At 71.4% G+C, this 18,100-nt stretch carries 17 protein-coding genes and 1 other RNA gene; 15 read left to right on the top strand and 3 right to left on the bottom strand.

Translation table 11 applies throughout. The annotated features are described in order from the left end of the window. The first annotated feature begins 69 nt into the window (after window positions 1-69). The 3 genes from sppA (at window position 70) to M8231_RS11385 (ending at window position 3,179) form a co-directional block, all read left to right on the top strand. Window positions 70-1,851: a signal peptide peptidase SppA gene (gene sppA, locus M8231_RS11395; protein ID WP_249749885.1), complete on the top strand. Its 1,782-nt coding sequence runs from the start codon at window positions 70-72 to the stop codon at window positions 1,849-1,851. A 229-nt stretch (window positions 1,852-2,080) separates the two neighbouring features. Next, window positions 2,081-2,404, top strand: coding sequence for a hypothetical protein (locus M8231_RS11390; protein WP_250201494.1), 324 nt, complete (start codon window positions 2,081-2,083; stop codon window positions 2,402-2,404). A gap of 13 nt (window positions 2,405-2,417) precedes the next feature. Then, the gene (locus M8231_RS11385; RefSeq protein ID WP_250201493.1) at window positions 2,418-3,179 is read left to right on the top strand and encodes a peptidoglycan recognition protein family protein; all 762 of its coding nucleotides are present in this window, start codon (window positions 2,418-2,420) and stop codon (window positions 3,177-3,179) included. On the opposite strand, the gene M8231_RS11380 is transcribed toward M8231_RS11385, so the two are convergent. Together M8231_RS11380 and M8231_RS11375 are read right to left on the bottom strand one after the other, a co-directional pair. Then, a complete protein-coding gene (locus M8231_RS11380; protein ID WP_250201492.1) occupies window positions 3,176-3,472 on the bottom strand; it encodes a type II toxin-antitoxin system RelE/ParE family toxin in 297 nt (98 codons plus the stop codon). The two genes, M8231_RS11385 and M8231_RS11380, sit on opposite strands and share 4 nt — an antisense overlap. After that, window positions 3,469-3,666: a hypothetical protein gene (locus M8231_RS11375; RefSeq protein WP_249749886.1), complete on the bottom strand. Its 198-nt coding sequence runs from the start codon at window positions 3,664-3,666 to the stop codon at window positions 3,469-3,471. Before M8231_RS11375 ends, M8231_RS11380 begins: the two co-directional genes overlap by 4 nt. Window positions 3,667-3,745: 79 nt before the next feature. Between M8231_RS11375 and rnpB the strand changes: the two genes are divergently transcribed. The 12 genes from rnpB (at window position 3,746) to M8231_RS11315 (ending at window position 17,683) form a co-directional block, all read left to right on the top strand. Then, window positions 3,746-4,121, top strand: an RNA gene (gene rnpB, locus M8231_RS11370) — RNase P RNA component class A. Window positions 4,122-4,531: 410 nt separating this feature from the next. Then, window positions 4,532-5,008 carry a division/cell wall cluster transcriptional repressor MraZ gene (locus M8231_RS11365; protein WP_249749887.1) on the top strand — a complete coding sequence of 159 codons (477 nt, stop codon included), beginning with the start codon at window positions 4,532-4,534 and terminating at the stop codon, window positions 5,006-5,008. Beyond that, window positions 5,005-5,973, top strand: a complete 969-nt coding sequence (gene rsmH, locus M8231_RS11360; protein WP_249749888.1) for a 16S rRNA (cytosine(1402)-N(4))-methyltransferase RsmH — start codon at window positions 5,005-5,007, stop codon at window positions 5,971-5,973. The genes M8231_RS11365 and rsmH overlap by 4 nt, the downstream gene beginning before the upstream one ends. Beyond that, window positions 5,970-6,413: a cell division protein FtsL gene (gene ftsL, locus M8231_RS11355; RefSeq protein ID WP_249749889.1), complete on the top strand. Its 444-nt coding sequence runs from the start codon at window positions 5,970-5,972 to the stop codon at window positions 6,411-6,413. Before rsmH ends, ftsL begins: the two co-directional genes overlap by 4 nt. Further along, the gene (locus tag M8231_RS11350; RefSeq protein ID WP_430641148.1) at window positions 6,410-8,188 is read left to right on the top strand and encodes a peptidoglycan D,D-transpeptidase FtsI family protein; all 1,779 of its coding nucleotides are present in this window, start codon (window positions 6,410-6,412) and stop codon (window positions 8,186-8,188) included. The genes ftsL and M8231_RS11350 overlap by 4 nt, the downstream gene beginning before the upstream one ends. After that, entirely contained in the window at window positions 8,185-9,654 is a 1,470-nt protein-coding gene (locus tag M8231_RS11345) for a UDP-N-acetylmuramoyl-L-alanyl-D-glutamate--2,6-diaminopimelate ligase (RefSeq protein WP_249749890.1), read from the top strand. Before M8231_RS11350 ends, M8231_RS11345 begins: the two co-directional genes overlap by 4 nt. Beyond that, window positions 9,647-11,086, top strand: a complete 1,440-nt coding sequence (locus tag M8231_RS11340; RefSeq protein WP_250201491.1) for a UDP-N-acetylmuramoyl-tripeptide--D-alanyl-D-alanine ligase — start codon at window positions 9,647-9,649, stop codon at window positions 11,084-11,086. The genes M8231_RS11345 and M8231_RS11340 overlap by 8 nt, the downstream gene beginning before the upstream one ends. Window positions 11,087-11,097: 11 nt before the next feature. After that, complete coding sequence (gene mraY / locus M8231_RS11335) at window positions 11,098-12,207, top strand: phospho-N-acetylmuramoyl-pentapeptide-transferase (protein ID WP_250201490.1); 1,110 nt, start codon at window positions 11,098-11,100, stop codon at window positions 12,205-12,207. Window positions 12,208-12,340: 133 nt separating this feature from the next. Beyond that, a complete protein-coding gene (locus M8231_RS11330) occupies window positions 12,341-13,864 on the top strand; it encodes a Mur ligase family protein (RefSeq protein ID WP_250201489.1) in 1,524 nt (507 codons plus the stop codon). Continuing rightward, a complete protein-coding gene (locus M8231_RS11325) occupies window positions 13,861-15,036 on the top strand; it encodes an FtsW/RodA/SpoVE family cell cycle protein (RefSeq protein WP_249749891.1) in 1,176 nt (391 codons plus the stop codon). The genes M8231_RS11330 and M8231_RS11325 overlap by 4 nt, the downstream gene beginning before the upstream one ends. Before the next feature lie 344 nt (window positions 15,037-15,380). Further along, on the top strand, window positions 15,381-16,499 hold the full coding sequence (gene murG / locus M8231_RS11320; protein WP_249749892.1) for an undecaprenyldiphospho-muramoylpentapeptide beta-N-acetylglucosaminyltransferase: 1,119 nt from the start codon (window positions 15,381-15,383) through the stop codon (window positions 16,497-16,499). Between the two features lie 32 nt (window positions 16,500-16,531). After that, window positions 16,532-17,683, top strand: coding sequence for a mechanosensitive ion channel family protein (locus M8231_RS11315; RefSeq protein ID WP_249749893.1), 1,152 nt, complete (start codon window positions 16,532-16,534; stop codon window positions 17,681-17,683). Here the strand turns inward: M8231_RS11315 and M8231_RS11310 are convergent. Continuing rightward, complete coding sequence (locus M8231_RS11310) at window positions 17,634-18,077, bottom strand: hypothetical protein (protein ID WP_250201488.1); 444 nt, start codon at window positions 18,075-18,077, stop codon at window positions 17,634-17,636. The genes M8231_RS11315 and M8231_RS11310 overlap by 50 nt on opposite strands. Window positions 18,078-18,100 lie beyond the last annotated feature (23 nt).

Genomic DNA, 18,100 nt, shown 5'->3' with positions numbered 1-18,100 from the left:
TTTGACGGCGACGCGCCCCTCTCTATGCTGGCGCGCGGCCAACGGCGGCCGTCTGCGGGATCCCCTCCTTTGAAACAGTTCTTCCTGACCGTCCTGGGCGTCTTCACCGGGCTGGTGCTGTTCCTCGTCGTCGTGCCGGTGGTGCTGCTGACCTTCGCCATCGCAGCCGGTTCGTCCAAGCCCGCGACGCCGGCCGCCACCGTGCTGGAGCTGGACCTGCGCGAGGGCATCAGCGACCAGCCCTCGACCGACCCGTTCGCCGTCTTCGCCGGGGGCGGCCTGTCCACCCTCCAGGTCGTCGACGCCCTGATCCAGGCCCAGGACGACCGCAGCGTGAAGGGCCTTCTGATCCGCCTGCCCGAGGCCGGCATCACCCCCGCCGCCGCCGACGAACTGCGCCAGGCCATCGTGCGCTTCAAGGCGTCGGGCAAGCCGGTGATCGCCCACAGCCAGGGCTTCATGCCAGCCGGGACCGCGATCTCGTCCTACATGATCGGGGCGGCGGCGTCCGAACTGTGGATGCAGAACACCGCCGGCTTCCAGGCCACGGGCCTGGCGACCGACAACCTGTTCCTGGGCCGGGCCTTCGAGAAATACGGCGTGCGCGCCGACTTCGAGCAGCGCTACGAGTACAAGAACGCCGTCAACGAATACACCCAGAGCGACTACACCCCCGCCCACCGCGAGGCGCAGACCGCCTGGATGACCGCCCTCTACGACAGCGCCCTGGCCCATGTGGCGCGCGATCGCAAATCGACGCCCGAGGCGGTCAAGGCGCTGGTCGAGGCCGGCCCCTATTCGGCCGAGCAGGCCCGCGCCAACGGCCTGGTGGACAAGATCGGCCAGGTCGAGGAGGCCGAGGCCGCGATCAAGACGCGCGCCGGCCGCGGGGCCGAGATCGTCGAACTGGCCAAGTACGCCTCCGACAAGGGCGCGCGCGCGGGCTCGGGCCGCAACGCCATCGCCATCGTCGGCGGCGAGGGAGCGATCGTCACCGGGCGCGGCGGCTCGGCCAGCCCCTTCGGCGGCGGCGCCATGATCCATTCCGACGACACGGCCGAGGCCATTTACGACGCCATTCAGGACAAGGACGTGAAGGCCATCGTCTTCCGCGTCTCCTCGCCCGGCGGTTCGCCCGAGGCGTCCGAGCAGATCCTGGCGGCCGTGCGCGCGGCGCGGGCGGCCGGAAAGCCGGTCGTGGTGTCGATGGGCGACTACGCCGCCTCGGGCGGCTACTGGATCAGCTCCCAGGCCGACTGGATCGTGGCCCAGCCCTCGACCATCACCGGCTCCATCGGCGTGTTCGGCGGCAAGTTCGTGGTGGCCGAGGCGCTGGGTCGCTTCGGCGTGGACATGCGCGGCCTGTCGGTCGGCGGCCAGTACGCCGACGCCTTCTCGCCGACCCAGCCCTTCACGCCCGAACAGCGGGCCGACTTCTCGGCCTCGATGGACCGCATCTACGACGACTTCATCACCCGGGTGTCGACCGGCCGCAAGCTGCCCGCCGACCGGGTGCGCGAGATCGCGCGCGGCCGCGTCTGGACCGGCGCCCAGGCCCTGCCGCTGGGCCTCATCGACCAGTTGGGCGGCCTGACCGAGGCCGTCGTCAAGGCCAAGGAACTGGCCAGGTTGCCGGCCGACCAGCCGGTGCGCTTCAAGCACTTCCCCAAGGTCCGCTCGCCCTGGGAGGCCTTGTCGGAGGCCTTCGGCGTCCAGACCGAGGCCGCCCGCGCCCTGGTCACCATCGGCGGCGTCATGGCCGATCCCCAGGCCCAGGCGGTGATGCGCCGCATCCAGGGCGAGCGGATGCGCAGCGAAGGCGCCGTCGTCCTGGCCGACCAGCCGCTGTAAACGATCCTCCCCCGCGCCGGCGGAGCAGGGTCGCCCTCAAGCAGCGCGACGCGCGATAGGGCGAGCAACCACGCCCTCAAGCAGCGCGACGCCCTCAAGCAGCGCGAAGCGCGGTAGGGCCGCCAAAATGCCGCACGCAGGCGTGAGGGGCGGCGTCCTTGACCCGGCGGGGCGATGGACCGACATTGGGGGTTCGGCGTTTCAAGAAACGCCCGAAGAGGATCGATCCATGTTCCAGCCCGAACGTCTCGTCACCGTCGGCTTCACGCCGCGCCGCCGTCCGAACGGCCTCGTCGCCTCGGTGATGTGGCTGGGCGGCCTGATCGCGGGCGTGGCGGCGATGGCCGTGGGCGCGATCCTGGCGGTCTTCACCGCCGCCGCCGTGGCCGTGATCGCGGTCATCGCGGGGGTGCTGGTCTTCCTGGCCGGCCTGGCGCTGCGGGCGCGCCGCAACATGATCCTGCGCCGCCGTTCGACCGATCCCGAGGTCATCGACGCGCAGAAGGTCGGCGACACCTGGGTCGCCTACGGCTGGGAACGTCACGGCCGCTGAGGCCGCCCTGGCCATGATCGACGTCATCGAGGCGCCGTCGCCGAACTTCGACGCCCGCCGCGCCCCGCCCGACATGCTGGTGCTGCACTACACCGGCATGGCGACCGGCGAGGCCGCGCTGGCGCGCCTTTGCGACCCCGAGGTCAAGGTCTCGGCCCACTATCTGGTCGAGGAGGACGGCCGCGTCTTCCGCCTGGTCCCCGAGGAACGCCGGGCCTGGCACGCGGGGCGCGGCGTCTGGCGGGGGGAAACCGACTGCAACGCCGCCTCCATCGGCGTCGAGATCGTCAATCCGGGCCACGCGTTCGGCTATCGCGCCTTTCCCGACGCCCAGATCGCATCGCTGATCGCCCTGGTCGGCGACATCCGCACCCGCTGGACCATCCCCGACAACCGCATCATCGCCCATTCCGACCTGGCCCCCGACCGCAAGGAGGATCCCGGCGAACTCTTCCCCTGGAAGCGGCTGGCCGAGGCGGGGCACGGCCTGTGGTTCGAACCGGCGGCCGAGCGGATCAAGGCCCTGGGCGGTCTGCTGCAGAAGGGCGACCAGGGCGTCGGCGTGGTCGTGCTGCGCGCCGGCCTGCACCGCCTGGGCTACGGCCTCCAGCCCGGCGGCGACTACGACGCCGAGACGGAAACCGCCGTGCGCGCCTTCCAGCGCCACTGGCGGCCCGCCCGCATCGACGGCGTGGCCGACGGCGAGACCCGCGCCCGTCTGGTCGGCCTGCTGCAACTGGCCAGCGTCGAAAGCGTCACGGGCGTGCTGGACTAGACGTCGGACCGGTCCTGGAAAGGGCCGAACACGCGCAGGATCGTCACCGCGCGGGCCGCTTCGTCGACGCGATAGAAGATGCGGTGTCCCTCCACCGGCCGCTCGCGCACCCCGGCGCCGTCGCCGACGGGCCATCGCCGGGGCGCCAGGCGCAGTTCCACCAGCGCCCGATTGATCCGTGCAAGCCGCAGTCGGGCGCGAAGGCCGCTGCCGGGCTGGTTCAGCCATCGCCTCACCGCGAGAAGGTCGGAACGGGCGCGCGCGGTGAAGGTGACGGACCAGTCGACGTTCATCCGCGAAGGTCGGGTTCTTCCAAGTCTTCGCCGGCCGCCCAGCGATCCAGCCATTCCAGCGCCTCATCGCCGCTGATGACCCGTCCGGCGGCGATGTCCTCGTCCGCCTCGGCGATGCGGGCGCGTTCCCAGGCGAGGCGGCGCGCGCGCTGCTCGTCGCTTTCGGTCGTCGCTCTGGCGGCGGGTTCGGCCATGACCGGATCATAGCCCATTCCCCCGCCCTACGCATCCATCGGTTGACCCGCGCGGAGCGAGCGCGCATCTAGCGCCTCGCCAGACGGCCGGGCGGTCGCGGCGGGCTTCGCGCCCGTCGAGGAAAGTCCGGGCTCCACGGTGAAAAGGCGGCGGATAACCTCCGCCCGGGGCGACCCGAGGGACAGCGCCACAGAAAGCAAACCGCCGGGCCTTCGGGTCCGGCAAGGGTGAAAGGGTGGGGTAAGAGCCCACCGCGTCCTCAGCAATGCGGACGGCATGGCAAGCCCCGCCTGGAGCAAGACCAAATAGGGACGTCGCGCGGTTTCGGCCGCAGGGTTCACCGCCCCAGACGTCCGGGTAGGTCGCGAGAACCGCTCAGCAATGGGCGGTCCAGAGGAATGATCGTCGCCGTTTTCGGACGGAACAGAACCCGGCTTACAGGCCGTCTGGCATTCTTTCCCGTTGGCCTGCCGCGCTTCGCGCTGCTTGAGGCTCTCCCCTTTGGCCTACCGCGCTTCGCGCTGCTTGAGGCTCTCCCTTTCGGCCTGCTTGAGGCCGTTTGTCCCCATGATTTGAAGGTTGGGCCGTCATCTGCGGCCGGTCGGGCGTTAACCCGCTGTAGGGGCGGGCTGATTCACAGTGGCTCACAGGCTGTGAATACTTGCATTGTTCCGTGTATGTTCTCAGTTGAGCCAGTGTTGCCGCCGCCACAGCCCGACGACATGGTTAAGTAAAGCCTTCAATCCCATTGAGACCCATTTCATCCCATGATATCCCATCCTCATGAGATGGGGCTGAGAGGCGTGCGCGGCGGGCGTGCGCCAAGGCATCTAGGGACGGGCCGAAGGGTCCGATGGGCAGGGCGTGTTTCTCTCGACCTACGAGAAGCAGCTGGACGGCAAGCGCCGTCTCCTGATCCCCAACGATTTCCGCACGGCCGAGAACGGCGCCGCCGGCGGCGTCTTCATCTTTCCCTCGATCGAGGCCGACTGCCTGGAGGCGGGCGGCGACCGCCTGTTCGCCGTCTACGCCGAGATGATCGAAGCCCTGCCGTTCGGCTCCGAAGAGCGTTCGGCCCTGGAATGGCAGGTGATGGGCGAGCAGGTGCGCCTGGCCTATGATTCCGGCGGCCGCATCACCCTGCCCGAGGGCCTGTGCGCCGAGGCGGGGCTGGACGACACCGTCGTCATCGTCGGCCTGAACGACCGCTTCCAGATCTGGAGCCGCGACAAGTGGGCCGCCCGCCGCGCCGAGCAGCGCGCCCTGGCCAAGGCCGGCATGGCCCAGATCGGCGCCCTGAAGCTGGCGGCCCAGATGAAGCTGGCGGGAGGCGGATCGTGACCAGCGCCCCTCACGCCCCCGTCCTGCTGGCAGAGGTCCTGGAGGCCCTGGCCCCCGCGCCCGGCGACGTCATGATCGACGCCACCTTCGGCGCCGGGGGCTACACCCGCGCCCTCCTGAAGACCGGCGCCCGCGTCATCGCCCTGGACCGCGACCCGACGGTGCAGCCGCACGCCGACGCCGTCGCCGCCGACTTCCCCGGCCGGTTCCAGTTGGTCCGCACCCCCTTCTCCGGCCTGGCCGAGGCGTTCGCCGGCAGCGACGCGGACCGGCTGGACGGCGCCGTCTTCGACATCGGCGTCTCCTCCATGCAGCTGGACCAGGCCGAGCGCGGCTTCTCCTTCATGCGCGACGGCCCGCTGGACATGCGGATGAGCGACGAGGGCGAAACGGCGGCCGACATCGTCAACACCTGGGATCACGGCCCCCTGGCCCATATCCTGAAACTGTACGGCGAGGAGCGTCAGTCCGGCCGCGTGGCGACCGCCATCCTGCGCCGCCGGGTCGAACAGCCCTTCACCCGCACCCTGGACCTGGCCGAAACGGTGGAAAAGGCCCTGGGCGGCCGTCGCGGCGCGCCCATCCATCCGGCCACCCGCACCTTCCAGGCCCTGCGGATCGCGGTGAACGACGAACTGGGCGAGCTGGAGCGCGGGCTTGAGGCGGCCGAGGCGACCCTGGCGCCCGGCGGCCGGCTGGCGGTCGTCACCTTCCACTCGCTGGAGGACCGCATCGTCAAGGCCTTCCTGGCCCAGCGCAGCGGCAATGCGCCGGGCGGATCGCGCCACGCGCCGGTCGCGACGGACACGCGCAAGCCCACCTTCGCCCTTCAGTTCAAGGGTGCGCGCGAGGCGACCGAGCAGGAGCGCGCCGCCAATCCCCGCGCCCGTTCGGCCAAGCTGCGCGCGGCGGTCCGCACCCAGGCCCCGGCCTGGGCTCCGATGGCGGGGAGGGCGGCGGCATGACCGCGACCAACCCCTTCGCCTATCGCAAGAGCCTGCTCCAGCGCCTGTTCGACTGGAAGGTGCGCGGCGTGCGCTGGATCGAGATCATCGGCGTGGCCCTGGTCGCCGTCATGGTCATGTCGGTCTATGTCGCCAAGGCCGCCGCCGCGCGCGAGAGCAGCCGCATCGCCGAGCTGGAACGCGACATCCGCGAAAACGCCCAGCGCGTGCGCCTGCTCAAGGCCGAGGCCGCCCGCCTGGAGCAGCCCGCCCGGCTGGAGGCCCTGTCGCGCCAGATGGGCCTGGGCCCGGTCGATGTCCGCAAACAGGCCGACGCCGACGACCTGCCCGAGCTCAAGGTCGAGGCGGCCCCCGCGCCCGCTCCCGTTCCGCCCGCCGCCCCCGCGACGGCTCCGGCTCCGGGGCCCGCCGCCGCCCCTGTCGCGGAGGCCGCCCAGTGAGCGTCCAGGACCACGATCACCGCGCCTATCGCCCCCAGCCGAACGTCGACCTGCAGGGTCGGCTTTCGCCGTTCTGGCGCGCTCTGTCCGAACTGGTGCTGCGCCTGGAGCACGGCTTCGAGCGCGCCCGCGCCGACGCCCGGCCCGAGGACGACGCGCGGGTCCGCATCTTCCTGATCGCCGTGGTCTTCTCGGTGGTCTTCGCCGCCCTGGCCGTCGGCGCCAGCTACCGCGCCCTGTTCGCCGAGGCGGGCGGCCGCTGGGCGGGGGCCAATCCGAACGCCCTGGTGCGCGGCGACCTGACCGACCGCAACGGCCAGCTGCTGGCCGCCAACATCATCCACTACGGCCTCTACATCGACCCGCGCGAGGTCTGGGACCGCGACCTGGCCGCCCGCCAGATCCGCCGCGCCCTGCCGCGCGTCTCGGCCGCGCGCCTGAAGAAGGTGATGGACGGCGAGCGCCGCCTGATTGTGCTGAACGGCCTGACCCCGGGCGAGAAGTCGGCCGTCCACGCCCTGGCCCTGGGCGGCGTCACCTTCGAGCCTGAGGACCGCCGCGCCTATCCGCTGGGCAGTTCGGCCGTCCACCTGATCGGCGACGCCGACACGGGCGGACAGGGCGTCTCGGGCGCCGAACTGGCCTTCAACGACGAGATCCGCGCCGCCGGCCAGCGCGGCGAGAGCTTCCCCCTGTCGATCGACCTGCGGGTCCAGGGGGTGCTGGAGAACGAACTGGCGGCCGCGGCGATCGAGAACCAGGCCAAGGGCGCGGTCGGCATCGTCACCGACGTCCAGACCGGCGAGATCCTGGGCATGGCCAGCTGGCCGACCTTCACCCAACAGACCCGCGGCGCCGCGCCGGACGGGGCCACGCTGAACCGCGCCGTCTCGGGCCACTACGAGATGGGCTCGGTGTTCAAGACCTTCACCGTCGCGGCGGGCCTGGACCAGGGCCTGGCGGACATGAACACTCTGTTCGACGCCTCCCAGGCGCTGCAGATCGGCAATCGCCGGATCAAGGATTTCCACGCCCAGAACCGCGTCATGACGCTGGAGGAGGTCTATCTCCACTCGTCCAACATCGGCACCTCGCAGCTGGCGCTGCAGATGGGGCCGGAGCGGATGCGCGACTATTTCGAGCGGCTGGGCCTGCTCAGCGCCTCGTCCGTCGAACTGCGGGAATCGGCCCGCCCGGTCGTGCCGCGAAACTGGAGCGATTCCACCCTGGCCTCGCTGTCGTTCGGCTACGGCATCATGGTCACGCCGGCCCAGGTCATCCAGGCGATGGGCGCCCTGACCAACGGCGGCCGCATGGTGCCCCTGTCGCTGCGTCGCGGCGGCGCCCTGAACGCCCATCCGCGCCAGATCGTCACCGAGGACACCTCGCGCACCATCCTGGACCTGATGCGCCGCAACGTGGTCAAGGGTTCGGGCGGCTTCGCCGATGCGCCGGGCCTGCGGGTCGGGGGCAAGACCGGTTCGGCCAACAAGCTGGTCAACGGCCGCTACGACCCGACCCACGCCGTGGGCTCCTTCGCCGCCGTCTTCCCGGTCGACGGACCGCTGACGGCCAAGCGCTACGCCATCCTGATCGTGATGGACGAGCCGGGCAAATATCCGCGCACCGGCGCCTATGTCGCCGCGCCCGCCGTGCGCAACATCGCCGACCGCATCGCCGGCTTCCTGGGCGTGGAGCGCCGCGCCGACCACTGGCGCACCGCCGACGGCCAGAAGATCGCCGCCTACCAGGACGTGGAAGGGGACGGGCGATGAGCGACGTCGCCGCGCCCATGCGGCTGTCGGCCCTGCTGCGGCGCGACGTCGCCGCCGATCCCGTCATCACCGCCGTCACCGCCGACAGCCGCCAGGTGCGGCCCGGCGCCCTGTTCGTCGCCCTGCCGGGCACGGCGGCGGACGGGCGGGCCTTCATCCCTCAGGCGCTGGCCCAGGGCGCCGCCGCCGTCCTGGCCCCGGCCGACACCCCGGCCGAGGCCGCGCCGGTGCTGGTCACCTCGGGCGACGTGCGCCGGGCCTACGCCATCGCCGCGCGCGGCTTCTACGGGACCCAGCCGCGGACCTGCGTGGCCGTGACCGGCACCAACGGCAAGACCTCGGTCGCGACCTTCTGCCGCCAGATCTGGGCCGCCATCGGCCACAAGTCGGCCAGCATGGGCACCCTGGGCCTGGTCGGCCAGAAGGGCGACAAGACCTACGCCCTGACCGGCCCCGGCCTGACCAGCCCCGACGCCGCCGAGGCCGCCCGCCTGATGGCCGAACTGGCGCGCAAGGACGTCACCCACCTGGCGCTGGAGGCGTCCTCGCACGGCATCGACCAGCGCCGCGTGGACGGCGTGGCGCTGAAGGCGGCGGCCTTCACCAACCTGACCCAGGACCACCTCGACTATCACGGCGACATGGAGGCCTATCGCGCCGCCAAGCTGCGCCTGTTCGACACCCTGCTGCCGCGCGGGCGCACGGCGGTCCTGAACGCCGATTCCGACGCCTATTCGACCTTCGCCTCCGCCTCCATCATGGCCGGCCTGGGCGTGATGGGGGTGGGCGAGCGCGGCCGCGACCTGACCCTGATCGGCCGCGTCGCCACGCCGGAGGGCCAGCGCCTGACCCTGGACGCGCGCGGCGACGTCCATGAGGTGCTGCTGCCCCTGGCCGGCGCCTTTCAGGCGTCGAACGCCCTGGTGGCGGCGGGCCTGTGCATCGCGGCGGGCGACCGGCCCGAGGCCGTGATCGGCGCCCTGGAAAGCCTGACCGGCGCGCGCGGGCGGCTGGAGCGCGTCGGCGGCGGCGCGCGGGGCGGAGAGGTCTATGTCGACTACGCCCACACCCCCGACGGCCTGGAGACGGTGCTGACGGCCCTGCGCCCGCACGCGACCGGCCGGCTGATCGTGGTCTTCGGCGCCGGCGGCGACCGCGACCGGGGCAAGCGGCCCCAGATGGGCGCCATCGCCGGCCGCCTGGCCGACGTCGCCATCGTCACCGACGACAATCCCCGCTCGGAAGACGCCGCCGCCATCCGCGCCCAGGTCAAGGCCGGCTGCCCGCAGGCGATGGAGATCGGCGACCGCCGCGCCGCCATCGCCGCCGCCGTCGAAATTATGCGCGACGGGGATGTGGTGGTGATCGCCGGAAAAGGGCATGAGCAGGGTCAGATCGTCGGCGGCGTGACCCACCCGTTCGACGACGTCACCGTCGCGTCCGAGGCCCTGTCGATCCATGCCTGATAACGCCGCCCGCCCGCTCTGGACGGCCGCCGAAGTCGCCGCCGCCACGGGAGGCGTGCTGGCCGGAGACGACGCCCCCATCGGCGGCCTGACCTACAACAGCCGCGAGATCGCCCCCGGCGACCTCTTCCTGGCCCTGCACGGCGCGCGCGACGGGCATGAGTTCGCCGCCGCCGCCTTCGCCGCGGGCGCCGCCGCCGCCCTGGTCGACCGCCCGGTCGACGGCGGACCCACGGTGATGGTCCAGGACACGCTGCGGGGGCTGGAGCGGCTGGGCGTCGCCGCGCGCGACCGCGCCCCGCACGTCCGCCGCGGCGCCGTCACCGGCAGCGTCGGCAAGACCAGCGTGACCCAGGCGATCAAGGCCGGCCTGGACCTGGCCGGTCCCGCCCACGCCTCGATCAAGAGCTACAACAACCATATCGGCGTGCCCCTGACCCTGGCCCGGATGCCGGTCGAAACCGAACGCGCCGTGTTTGAGATCGGCATGAACGCGCCGGGCGAGATCGCCCCCCTGTCGCGCTTCGTGGCTCCTCACGCCGCCTGCGTCACCACCGTCGGCCCGGTCCATATCGAGGCCTTTGCGGACGGGGAGGCGGGCGTGGCGCGCGAGAAGGCCTCGATCTTCGACGGCCTGGTCCCCGGCGGAACGGCCGTGGCCAACGGCGACGTCGCCTTCTCCGGCCTGCTGTGCGACCGTGCCAGGTCGGTCGGCGCGCGCCTGGCCGTGTTCGGCGCCGGCCCCGGCTGCGACGCCCGCCTGATCGACTTCCGCCCGGACGCGGAGGGCGCGACGGTCCGGGCCGAGCTGTTCGGCCGGCCGCTGGACTACCGCCTGGCCCAGTCCGGCGCCCACTGGGGCCTGAACAGCCTGTGCGTCCTCCTGATGCTGGACGCCCTGGACGTGCCGCTGGAGACGGGGCTTCAGGCCCTGGCCGGCTTCCAGCCCCTGGCCGGGCGCGGCCAGACCCGCACGGTCGCTGTCCCCGGCGGGGCCTTCACCCTGATCGACGAGAGCTACAACGCCAATCCCCTGTCGATGGCGGCCGGCTTCCGGACCCTGGGCGCGCGCGCCGCGCCCGGCCGCCGCGTCGTGGTCCTGACCGACATGCTGGAGCTGGGCGAGCACAGCCGCGCCCTGCACGAGGGTCTGGCCGGTCCGATCGAGGCGGCGGGCCTGGACCTGGTCCACGCCGCCGGGCCGCAGATGCGCTGGCTCTACGACGCCCTGCCGGCCTCGCGCCGGGGCCTGTGGCGCGAGACCGCCGCCGAACTGGCCGCCGAGGCCGCCCTGCTGGCCGGTCCCGGCGACGTCGTCATGGTCAAGGGCTCCAACGGATCGAAGGCCTCGCTGGTCGCCCAGGCCCTGGCCGATCTCCAAAACGCCGAAGGCGCCCCCTCAGGCAGCGACGCCCCCCGGGCGGCGCGGTAGGGAAAAGAAGAATGTTCTACCTGCTCTATCTCTACTACGCCGACGTCGCGCACCAGTATCCGCTGCTGAACCTGATCCAGTATCAGACCGTGCGCGTGGCCCTGGCCATGGCCACGGCGATGATCGTGGCGGTGGCGATGGGCAGCCGCTTCATCAATTGGATCCGCGCCAAGCAGGGCCGGGGCCAGCCGATCCGCGACGACGGCCCGGTCTCGCACCTGTCCAAGGTCGGCACCCCCACCATGGGCGGGCTGATGATCCTGGCGGGCATCGGCGTGGCGGTGCTGCTGTGGGGCGACCTGACCAATCCCTACATCTGGATCGTGTCCGGCGTGACGGCGGCCTTCGGCGTGCTGGGCTTCATCGACGACTACGCCAAGGTCACCAAACAGACCTCGGCCGGCCTGACGTCGAAGCAGAAGCTGGCCGCCCAGACCCTGGTGGCGGTGATCGCCGGCGTCCTGACCGTGCTGTGGATGACCCGCTCGCCCACCTCGCCGGGGCTGGAGACCTCGATCGCCTTCCCGTTCTTCAAGGCGGTGCTGCTGAATATCGGCTGGTTCTACGTGGCCTTCGCCGCCTTCACCATCGTGGGCTTCTCCAACGCCGTGAACCTGACCGACGGGCTGGACGGCCTGGCCACCGTGCCGGTGATGATGGCGGCGGCCGCCTTCGGGGTGATCTCCTATCTGGCGGGCAACTTCGTCTTTTCCGAGTATCTTCAGATCCACCACGTGCCCGGCTCGGGCGAACTGGCCATCTTCTGCGCCGCCATGATCGGGGCGGGGGCGGGCTTCCTCTGGTACAACGCCCCGCCGGCCAAGATCTTCATGGGCGACACGGGCTCGCTGGCCCTAGGCGGCGCCCTGGGCGCCATCGCCGTCACCACCAAGCACGAACTGGTCTTGGGCATCGTCGGCGGCCTGTTCGTGGCCGAGGCCGCCTCGGTCATGATCCAGGTCGGCTACTACAAGCTGACCAAGAAGCGCATCTTCCTGATGGCCCCGGTCCACCACCATTTCGAGAAGATGGGCTGGCCGGAATCGACCGTTGTCATCCGCTTCTGGATCATCGCCGGCGCCCTGGCCCTGGTCGGCCTGTCGACGCTGAAGCTGAGATGAGGACCACCCCTCATTCGTCATCCTCGCCCTTGTGGCGAGGATCCAGACTCCCGGTCTTCGGGCGTCCGGCCCTGACGTCTGACACCGGGAATCTGGATCCTCGGGACAAGCCCGAGGATGACGGAGTCCGTGCATGATCCCGGTCCCCGGCTTCGAGAACCGGCGGGTCGCGGTCTTCGGCCTGGGACGGTCGGGGATCACGGCCGCGCGCGCGCTCCAGGCCGGGGGCGCCGTCCCCATCCTGTGGGACGACGGCGTCTCGGGCCGGATGCAGGCCGAGGCCGAGGGCTTTCCCGTCGAGGACCTGACCGCCGCCGACTGGTCCGGTTTCGCGGCCCTGGTCCTGTCGCCCGGCGCGCCCCTGACCCATCCCAAGCCGCACTGGACGGTCGACCGCGCGCGCGACGCCGGCGTGCCGGTCATCGGCGACGTCGAACTGTTCGCCCGCGCCGTCGCGGCCCTGCCCGAGGGCCAGCGCCCCAGGGTCGTCGCCGTCACCGGGACCAACGGCAAGTCCACCACCACCGCCCTGATCGGCTGGGTGCTGAAACAGGCCGGGCTGACGGTCCACGTCGGCGGCAACATCGGCATCGGCGTCCTGGCCCTGCCGGCGCCGACGCCCGAGGCGGTCTATGTCATCGAGGTCTCCAGCTACCAGCTGGACCTGACCACCACCTTCGCCCCCGACGTCGCCATCCTGACCAACATCAGCCCCGACCACCTGGACCGCCACGGCGGCATGGAGGGCTATGTCGCGGCCAAGCGGCGCATCTTCCAGGCGCAGCGGCCGGATGCGACAGCGCTGGTGGGCGTGGACGAGCGGTGGGGGCGGGAGATCCTCGCCGGCCTGCGCGCGGACGGCCGTTCCGCGGTCGAGGTTCGCACCGCATCCCCTTCCCCCCTCGCGGGGGAAGGTGGCCCGAAGGGCCGGATGGGGGGGCTGTCGGAACAGGACGCCCTGCCAGCCGATCCGTCGCAAACAGCCCCCCCATCCGTCTCGCTCCGCAAGCCACCTTCCCCCGCGAGGGGGGAAGGGATCGTGCGGGCCGCCCCCGGCCGTATCGAGATCGATGAAGGGCCGGGCATAGACCTCTCCACCGCCCGCTCGCTGCCGGGCCGCCACAACGCCCAGAACGCCGCCTTCGCCTACGCCACGGCCCGCGCCCTGGGCGTGTCGCACGACGCCGCCGTCGAGGGCCTGCTCACCTTCCCCGGCCTGGCCCACCGCATGGAGGCGATCGGTCATATCGGCCCGGTGCGCTTCATCAACGACTCCAAGGCCACCAACGCCGACGCCGCGCGCCAGGCCCTGTCCAGCTATCCGTCCGTCTTCTGGATCGCCGGCGGCCGGGCCAAGGACGGCGGCATCGACGACCTGGCCGACCTCTTCCCCCGCATCGCCAGGGCCTATCTGATCGGCGAGGCGGCCGACGCCTTCGCCGCCGCGCTGGGCGACACGCCGCACCAGATCGTCCACACCATCGACGCCGCCGTCGCCGCCGCCGCGCGCGACGCCGCCTCGGCCGGCGGCCCCCAGATCGTGCTGCTGTCGCCCGCCTGCGCCAGCTTCGACCAGTATCCCGACTTCGAGGCGCGCGGAGAAGCCTTCCGCGCCGCCGCCCTCAACCTCGGCGCCACGCCGGAGACCGCGTCATGAGCGCCGCCTACACCCCCGCCTTCTCCCGCAACGACCAGAGCCTGGTCGCGCGCTGGTTCTGGACCGTCGACCGGGGCCTGCTCGGCGCGGCCCTGGCGCTGATGGGCCTGGGCGTGGCGCTCAGCTTCGCCTCCAGCCCGGCGGCGATCCTGGCGGATGAATCGATCACCGACCCCTTCCACTATTCCTGGCGCATGATGGTCTTCGCCGGCGCGGGCCTGGTGACGATGCTGACGACCTCGCTGATGTCGCCGCGCGGCGTTCGGCGCATCGCCCTGCTGGCCCTGGCCGGCGCCATCGTCGTGATGATGGCCCTGCCGTTCATCGGCGACACGGTGAAGGGCGCCGCGCGCTGGGTGAACCTGGGCCCGTTCAGCCTCCAGCCCAGCGAGTTCGCCAAGCCCGGCCTGATCGTCTTCGCCGCCTGGATGTTCGCCGAGGCGCAGAAGGGCCAGGGCGTGCCCGGCGTCACCATCGCCTTCGGATTCTACGCCCTGACCGTCTGCCTGCTGCTGATCCAGCCGGACATCGGCCAGACGCTGCTGATCACCACCACCTTCATGGCCGTCTTCTTCATGGCCGGGGTGCCGTTCAAGTGGATGGCGGTGCTGGCCAGCCTGGGCATGGCGGGGCTGGTGTCGCTGTATTTCGTCTTCGGCCATATGCGCGACCGCCTCAGCCGCTTCTTCTCGCCCGACAGCACCGACACCCACCAGATCGACGCGGCGTCCGAGGCCATCCGCGCCGGCGGCCTTCTGGGCCGCGGGGTGGGCGAGGGGGTGATGAAGCGCCACGTCCCCGACCTGCACACCGACTTCATCTATTCCGTCGGCGCCGAGGAGTTCGGCCTGGTGCTCAGCCTGCTGATGATCGGCCTCTACGCCTTCATCGTCATCCGGGGGATGCGCCGGGCGATGAAGCTGACCGACTCGTTCGAGCAGACGGCGGCGGCGGGCCTGTTCATGCTGATCGGGCTTCAGGCCTGCATCAATGTGGCGGTGAACCTGAACCTGATCCCGACCAAGGGCATGACCCTGCCCTTCATCAGCTACGGCGGCTCCTCCATGCTGGCGATGGGCCTGACGATGGGCTTCGCCCTGGCCCTGACCCGTCGCCGCCCCGGCGCCTACGAACCCGGCGCCACCCTGGCGACGCGGCGGCGGCTGCTCTGACGTCTTGTACCGCTTTCCGCCTTCTACTTCCCGTCATCCTAGGCACAAGGCCTAGGATGACGAGCAAAGGGTCGGCCATCACAACTCAGCGGGCAAAGTCGAGATAAATCAACGCCTCGGTGCGCCCGATCGCCGTTTTGCCTGACACGCTCCAGAACCGTGCGATTATCCCAACCCCACGCCCCAAACCCGTCATCCTCGGGTCAAGCCCGAGGATGACGACAGGAGGAACCGGACCGCCCGATTTCGCACCTTTCACACTATCCAGACTCTCTTTTTCCGCTCCCCCCGTCCCGATTTCAGACAATTCACACTATTCAGACGGTGTTTTTTCGGAGCCCTCCATGACCAAGCTCTGCGTCGTCGCCGCCGGCGGCACCGGCGGCCACATGTTCCCGGCCGAGGCCCTGGCGCGAGAGATGGCCGCGCGCGGCTGGCGCGTGGTCCTGGCCACCGACCATCGCGGCGAGCAGTACGCCCACGCCTTTCCGGCCGAGGAGCGGCTGGCGCTGGACGCGGCGACCGGCTCGGGCCCGCTGGGCCTGGTCAAGGCGGGCGTCGCCATCTTCCGGGGGGTGATGCAGGCCCGGTCGGCCTTCGACCGGCTGGGCGCGGACGTGGTGGTCGGCTTCGGCGGCTATCCGTCGGCGCCGGCCCTGGTCGCCGCCGTCGTCTCGGCCCGGCCGACCGTGATCCATGAGCAGAACGCCGTGCTGGGCCGCACCAACCGCACCCTGGCGCCCCATGTGAAGGCCGTCGCCTCGTCCTTCCCGACGCTGGAGCGCGCTCCGGCGGCGGTCCAGGGTCGCGCCCACGTGGTCGGCTCGCCCGTGCGCGCCGACATCCGCGCCCTGTTCGACCGCGCCTATGTCGCCCCGGCCGGGGACGGCCCGATCCACGTCCTGGTCACCGGCGGCAGCCAGGGCGCCCGCCTGCTGTCCGAGACCACGCCGCGCGCCCTGGCCGCCCTGCCGGACCCCCTGCGCCGCCGCCTGAAGGTCCAGCAGCAGTCGCGGCCCGAAACGCTGGAGGCCGCCCGCCAGGTCTATCTGGAGGCGGGGATAGAGGCCGAGGTCGCCCCCTTCTTCCGCGACATGGCCCAGCGGCTGTCGCGGGCCCATCTGGTGGTGGGCCGCTCCGGCGCCTCGACCTGCGCCGAACTGGCCGTCGCCGCCGTGCCGTCGATCCTGATCCCGCTCAAGATCGCCACCGACGACCACCAGCGCCTGAACGCCAAGGCCCTGGTCGACGCCGGCGCCGCCCAGGTGATCCTGGAGGACGACCTGACCGTCGACCGCCTGGCCGCCGCGCTGGACGGCGTCCTGTCCGACCCGGCGCGCCTGTCGGCCATGTCGACCGCCGCCCGCTCTGTCGCCATTCCCGACGCCGCCCAGCGCCTGGCCGACCTGGTCGAGGCGACGGCCAACGCCTCTCCCTCCCCCGGACGGGGAGCGAGGGAATGACAACCGCCCCGGCCGTGATGCGTTAGGAACCGATGCCTTCCGAGATCACCAACCTCACCCGCGAGATCGTCGCGCTGTGGCGCCGCTTCGACTGGCTGCCGGAATGGGCCGTGATCGCCCTGGTGCTGCTGGTCTTCGTCGGCGGCGGCTGGCTGACGCACAAGATCGCCTTCGCCATCCTGCGCCGCCTGGTGAAGGACAAGGACGTCTTCTGGCGCGGCGTGGTCGAGCGGGCGCGGCTGAAGCTGCGCATCCTGATCATCATCATCGGCGTCGGCATCGGCGTGACCGTCTCGCCGATGGACCCCGGCCCGTCGGCCGACATCCGCGACGTCCTGGTCTTCCTGTTCATCCTGACGCTGGGCTGGCTGGCGTCGGGGGTGCTCGACATGTGGTCGGTCATGCACCTCAAGCGGTACAACGTCGCCGTCGAGGACAACCTGCTGGCCCGCAAGCACCTGACCCAGACCCGCATCCTGCAGCGGGTGGCCAAGGTGATCCTGTTCATCGTCACGGTCGGCCTGGCCCTGATGACCATCTCGGGCTTCCGCCAGTGGGGCGTCAGCCTGCTGGCCTCGGCCGGCGTGCTCGGCATCATCGCCGGCCTGGCGCTGCAGCCGATCCTGACCAACATGGTCGCCGGCATCCAGATCGCCCTGACCCAGCCCATCCGCATCGACGACGCCGTCATCGTGGAAGGCGAGTGGGGCAATGTGGAGGAGATCACCTCCACCTACGTCGTGGTCAAGATCTGGGACTGGCGGCGCATGGTCCTGCCGCTCAGCTACTTCATCACCACCCCCTTCCAGAACTGGACGCGCGAGAACGCCCGCCTGATCGGCTCGGCCTTCTTCTATGTCGATTACGAGGCGCCGATCGACCGGCTGCGCGCGGCCTTCGAGGGGATCGTCAGGGCGTCCAGACACTGGGACGGCGACGTCCAGGTCATGCAGGTGACCGACATCACCGAGCGCGTGCTCCAGGTCCGCTGCCTGGCCAGCGCCCGCAACGCCGGCATCGCCTTCGACCTGCGCTGCGAGATCCGCGAGAAGCTGATGGCCTTCATGCGCGACGAATGCCGCGAGGCCCTGCCCCGCGACCGCGTGGAATGGCCGCAGGGGGAGGGGGCGTCGATCAGTCCGCCAGCGCCGATCGCCCCCGCTCGATCGCCTGGTCCAGCGTGAGGACGGTCTCCGGCCGCGCCTCCCCACAGGCCACGGCCAGCAGTTCGGCCGCATCCCCGCCCGGCGCGGCGTCGTAGGCCGGGGCGGGCTCCGGCGTCGCGGGCCCCTCGACCCCGTCGGCGCGCAGCGAGGCGAAGTCCAGCCGATCCGCCGTCCTCGCCCGGCAGTCGAACGCCCACCGCGACCAGCCGCCGACGTACAGCGCCTCGCCGACCCGAAAGCCTTCCTCGGCCACCTGCAGGCTCCGCATCCGGGCCACGTCGCCCTCGCGTTCGATGGAGGCCACGTCCGCGAACTGCGCGAACCGCCCCACGCCGGTCTCGACCAGTTGGGGCTCCGCCAGGGCGGGCGAGGCGAACAGCAGCCCCGCGACGCCCCAGATCCTCCCCCGCACGGCGGGGGAGGGGGACCGCGAAG

The sequence above is a fragment of the Brevundimonas albigilva genome, from assembly GCF_023573565.1.
Lineage (GTDB): Bacteria > Pseudomonadota > Alphaproteobacteria > Caulobacterales > Caulobacteraceae > Brevundimonas > Brevundimonas albigilva.
Note: the sequence above shows the minus strand (reverse complement) of the source record. Positions and strands in the feature narration are given on the sequence as shown.

Bases quoted from the DNA above. Each gene is read 5' to 3' on its own strand.
- M8231_RS11390 (WP_250201494.1), top strand. From the start codon at position 2,081: ATGTTCCAGCCCGAACGTCTCGTCACCGTCGGCTTCACGCCGCGCCGC.
- M8231_RS11385 (WP_250201493.1), top strand. From the start codon at position 2,418: ATGATCGACGTCATCGAGGCGCCGTCGCCGAACTTCGACGCCCGCCGC.
- M8231_RS11380 (WP_250201492.1), bottom strand. From the start codon at position 3,472: ATGAACGTCGACTGGTCCGTCACCTTCACCGCGCGCGCCCGTTCCGAC.
- M8231_RS11375 (WP_249749886.1), bottom strand. From the start codon at position 3,666: ATGGCCGAACCCGCCGCCAGAGCGACGACCGAAAGCGACGAGCAGCGC.
- ftsL (WP_249749889.1), top strand. From the start codon at position 5,970: ATGACCGCGACCAACCCCTTCGCCTATCGCAAGAGCCTGCTCCAGCGC.
- M8231_RS11345 (WP_249749890.1), top strand. From the start codon at position 8,185: ATGAGCGACGTCGCCGCGCCCATGCGGCTGTCGGCCCTGCTGCGGCGC.
- M8231_RS11340 (WP_250201491.1), top strand. From the start codon at position 9,647: ATGCCTGATAACGCCGCCCGCCCGCTCTGGACGGCCGCCGAAGTCGCC.
- mraY (WP_250201490.1), top strand. From the start codon at position 11,098: ATGTTCTACCTGCTCTATCTCTACTACGCCGACGTCGCGCACCAGTAT.
- M8231_RS11330 (WP_250201489.1), top strand. From the start codon at position 12,341: ATGATCCCGGTCCCCGGCTTCGAGAACCGGCGGGTCGCGGTCTTCGGC.
- M8231_RS11325 (WP_249749891.1), top strand. From the start codon at position 13,861: ATGAGCGCCGCCTACACCCCCGCCTTCTCCCGCAACGACCAGAGCCTG.
- murG (WP_249749892.1), top strand. From the start codon at position 15,381: ATGACCAAGCTCTGCGTCGTCGCCGCCGGCGGCACCGGCGGCCACATG.
- M8231_RS11315 (WP_249749893.1), top strand. From the start codon at position 16,532: ATGCCTTCCGAGATCACCAACCTCACCCGCGAGATCGTCGCGCTGTGG.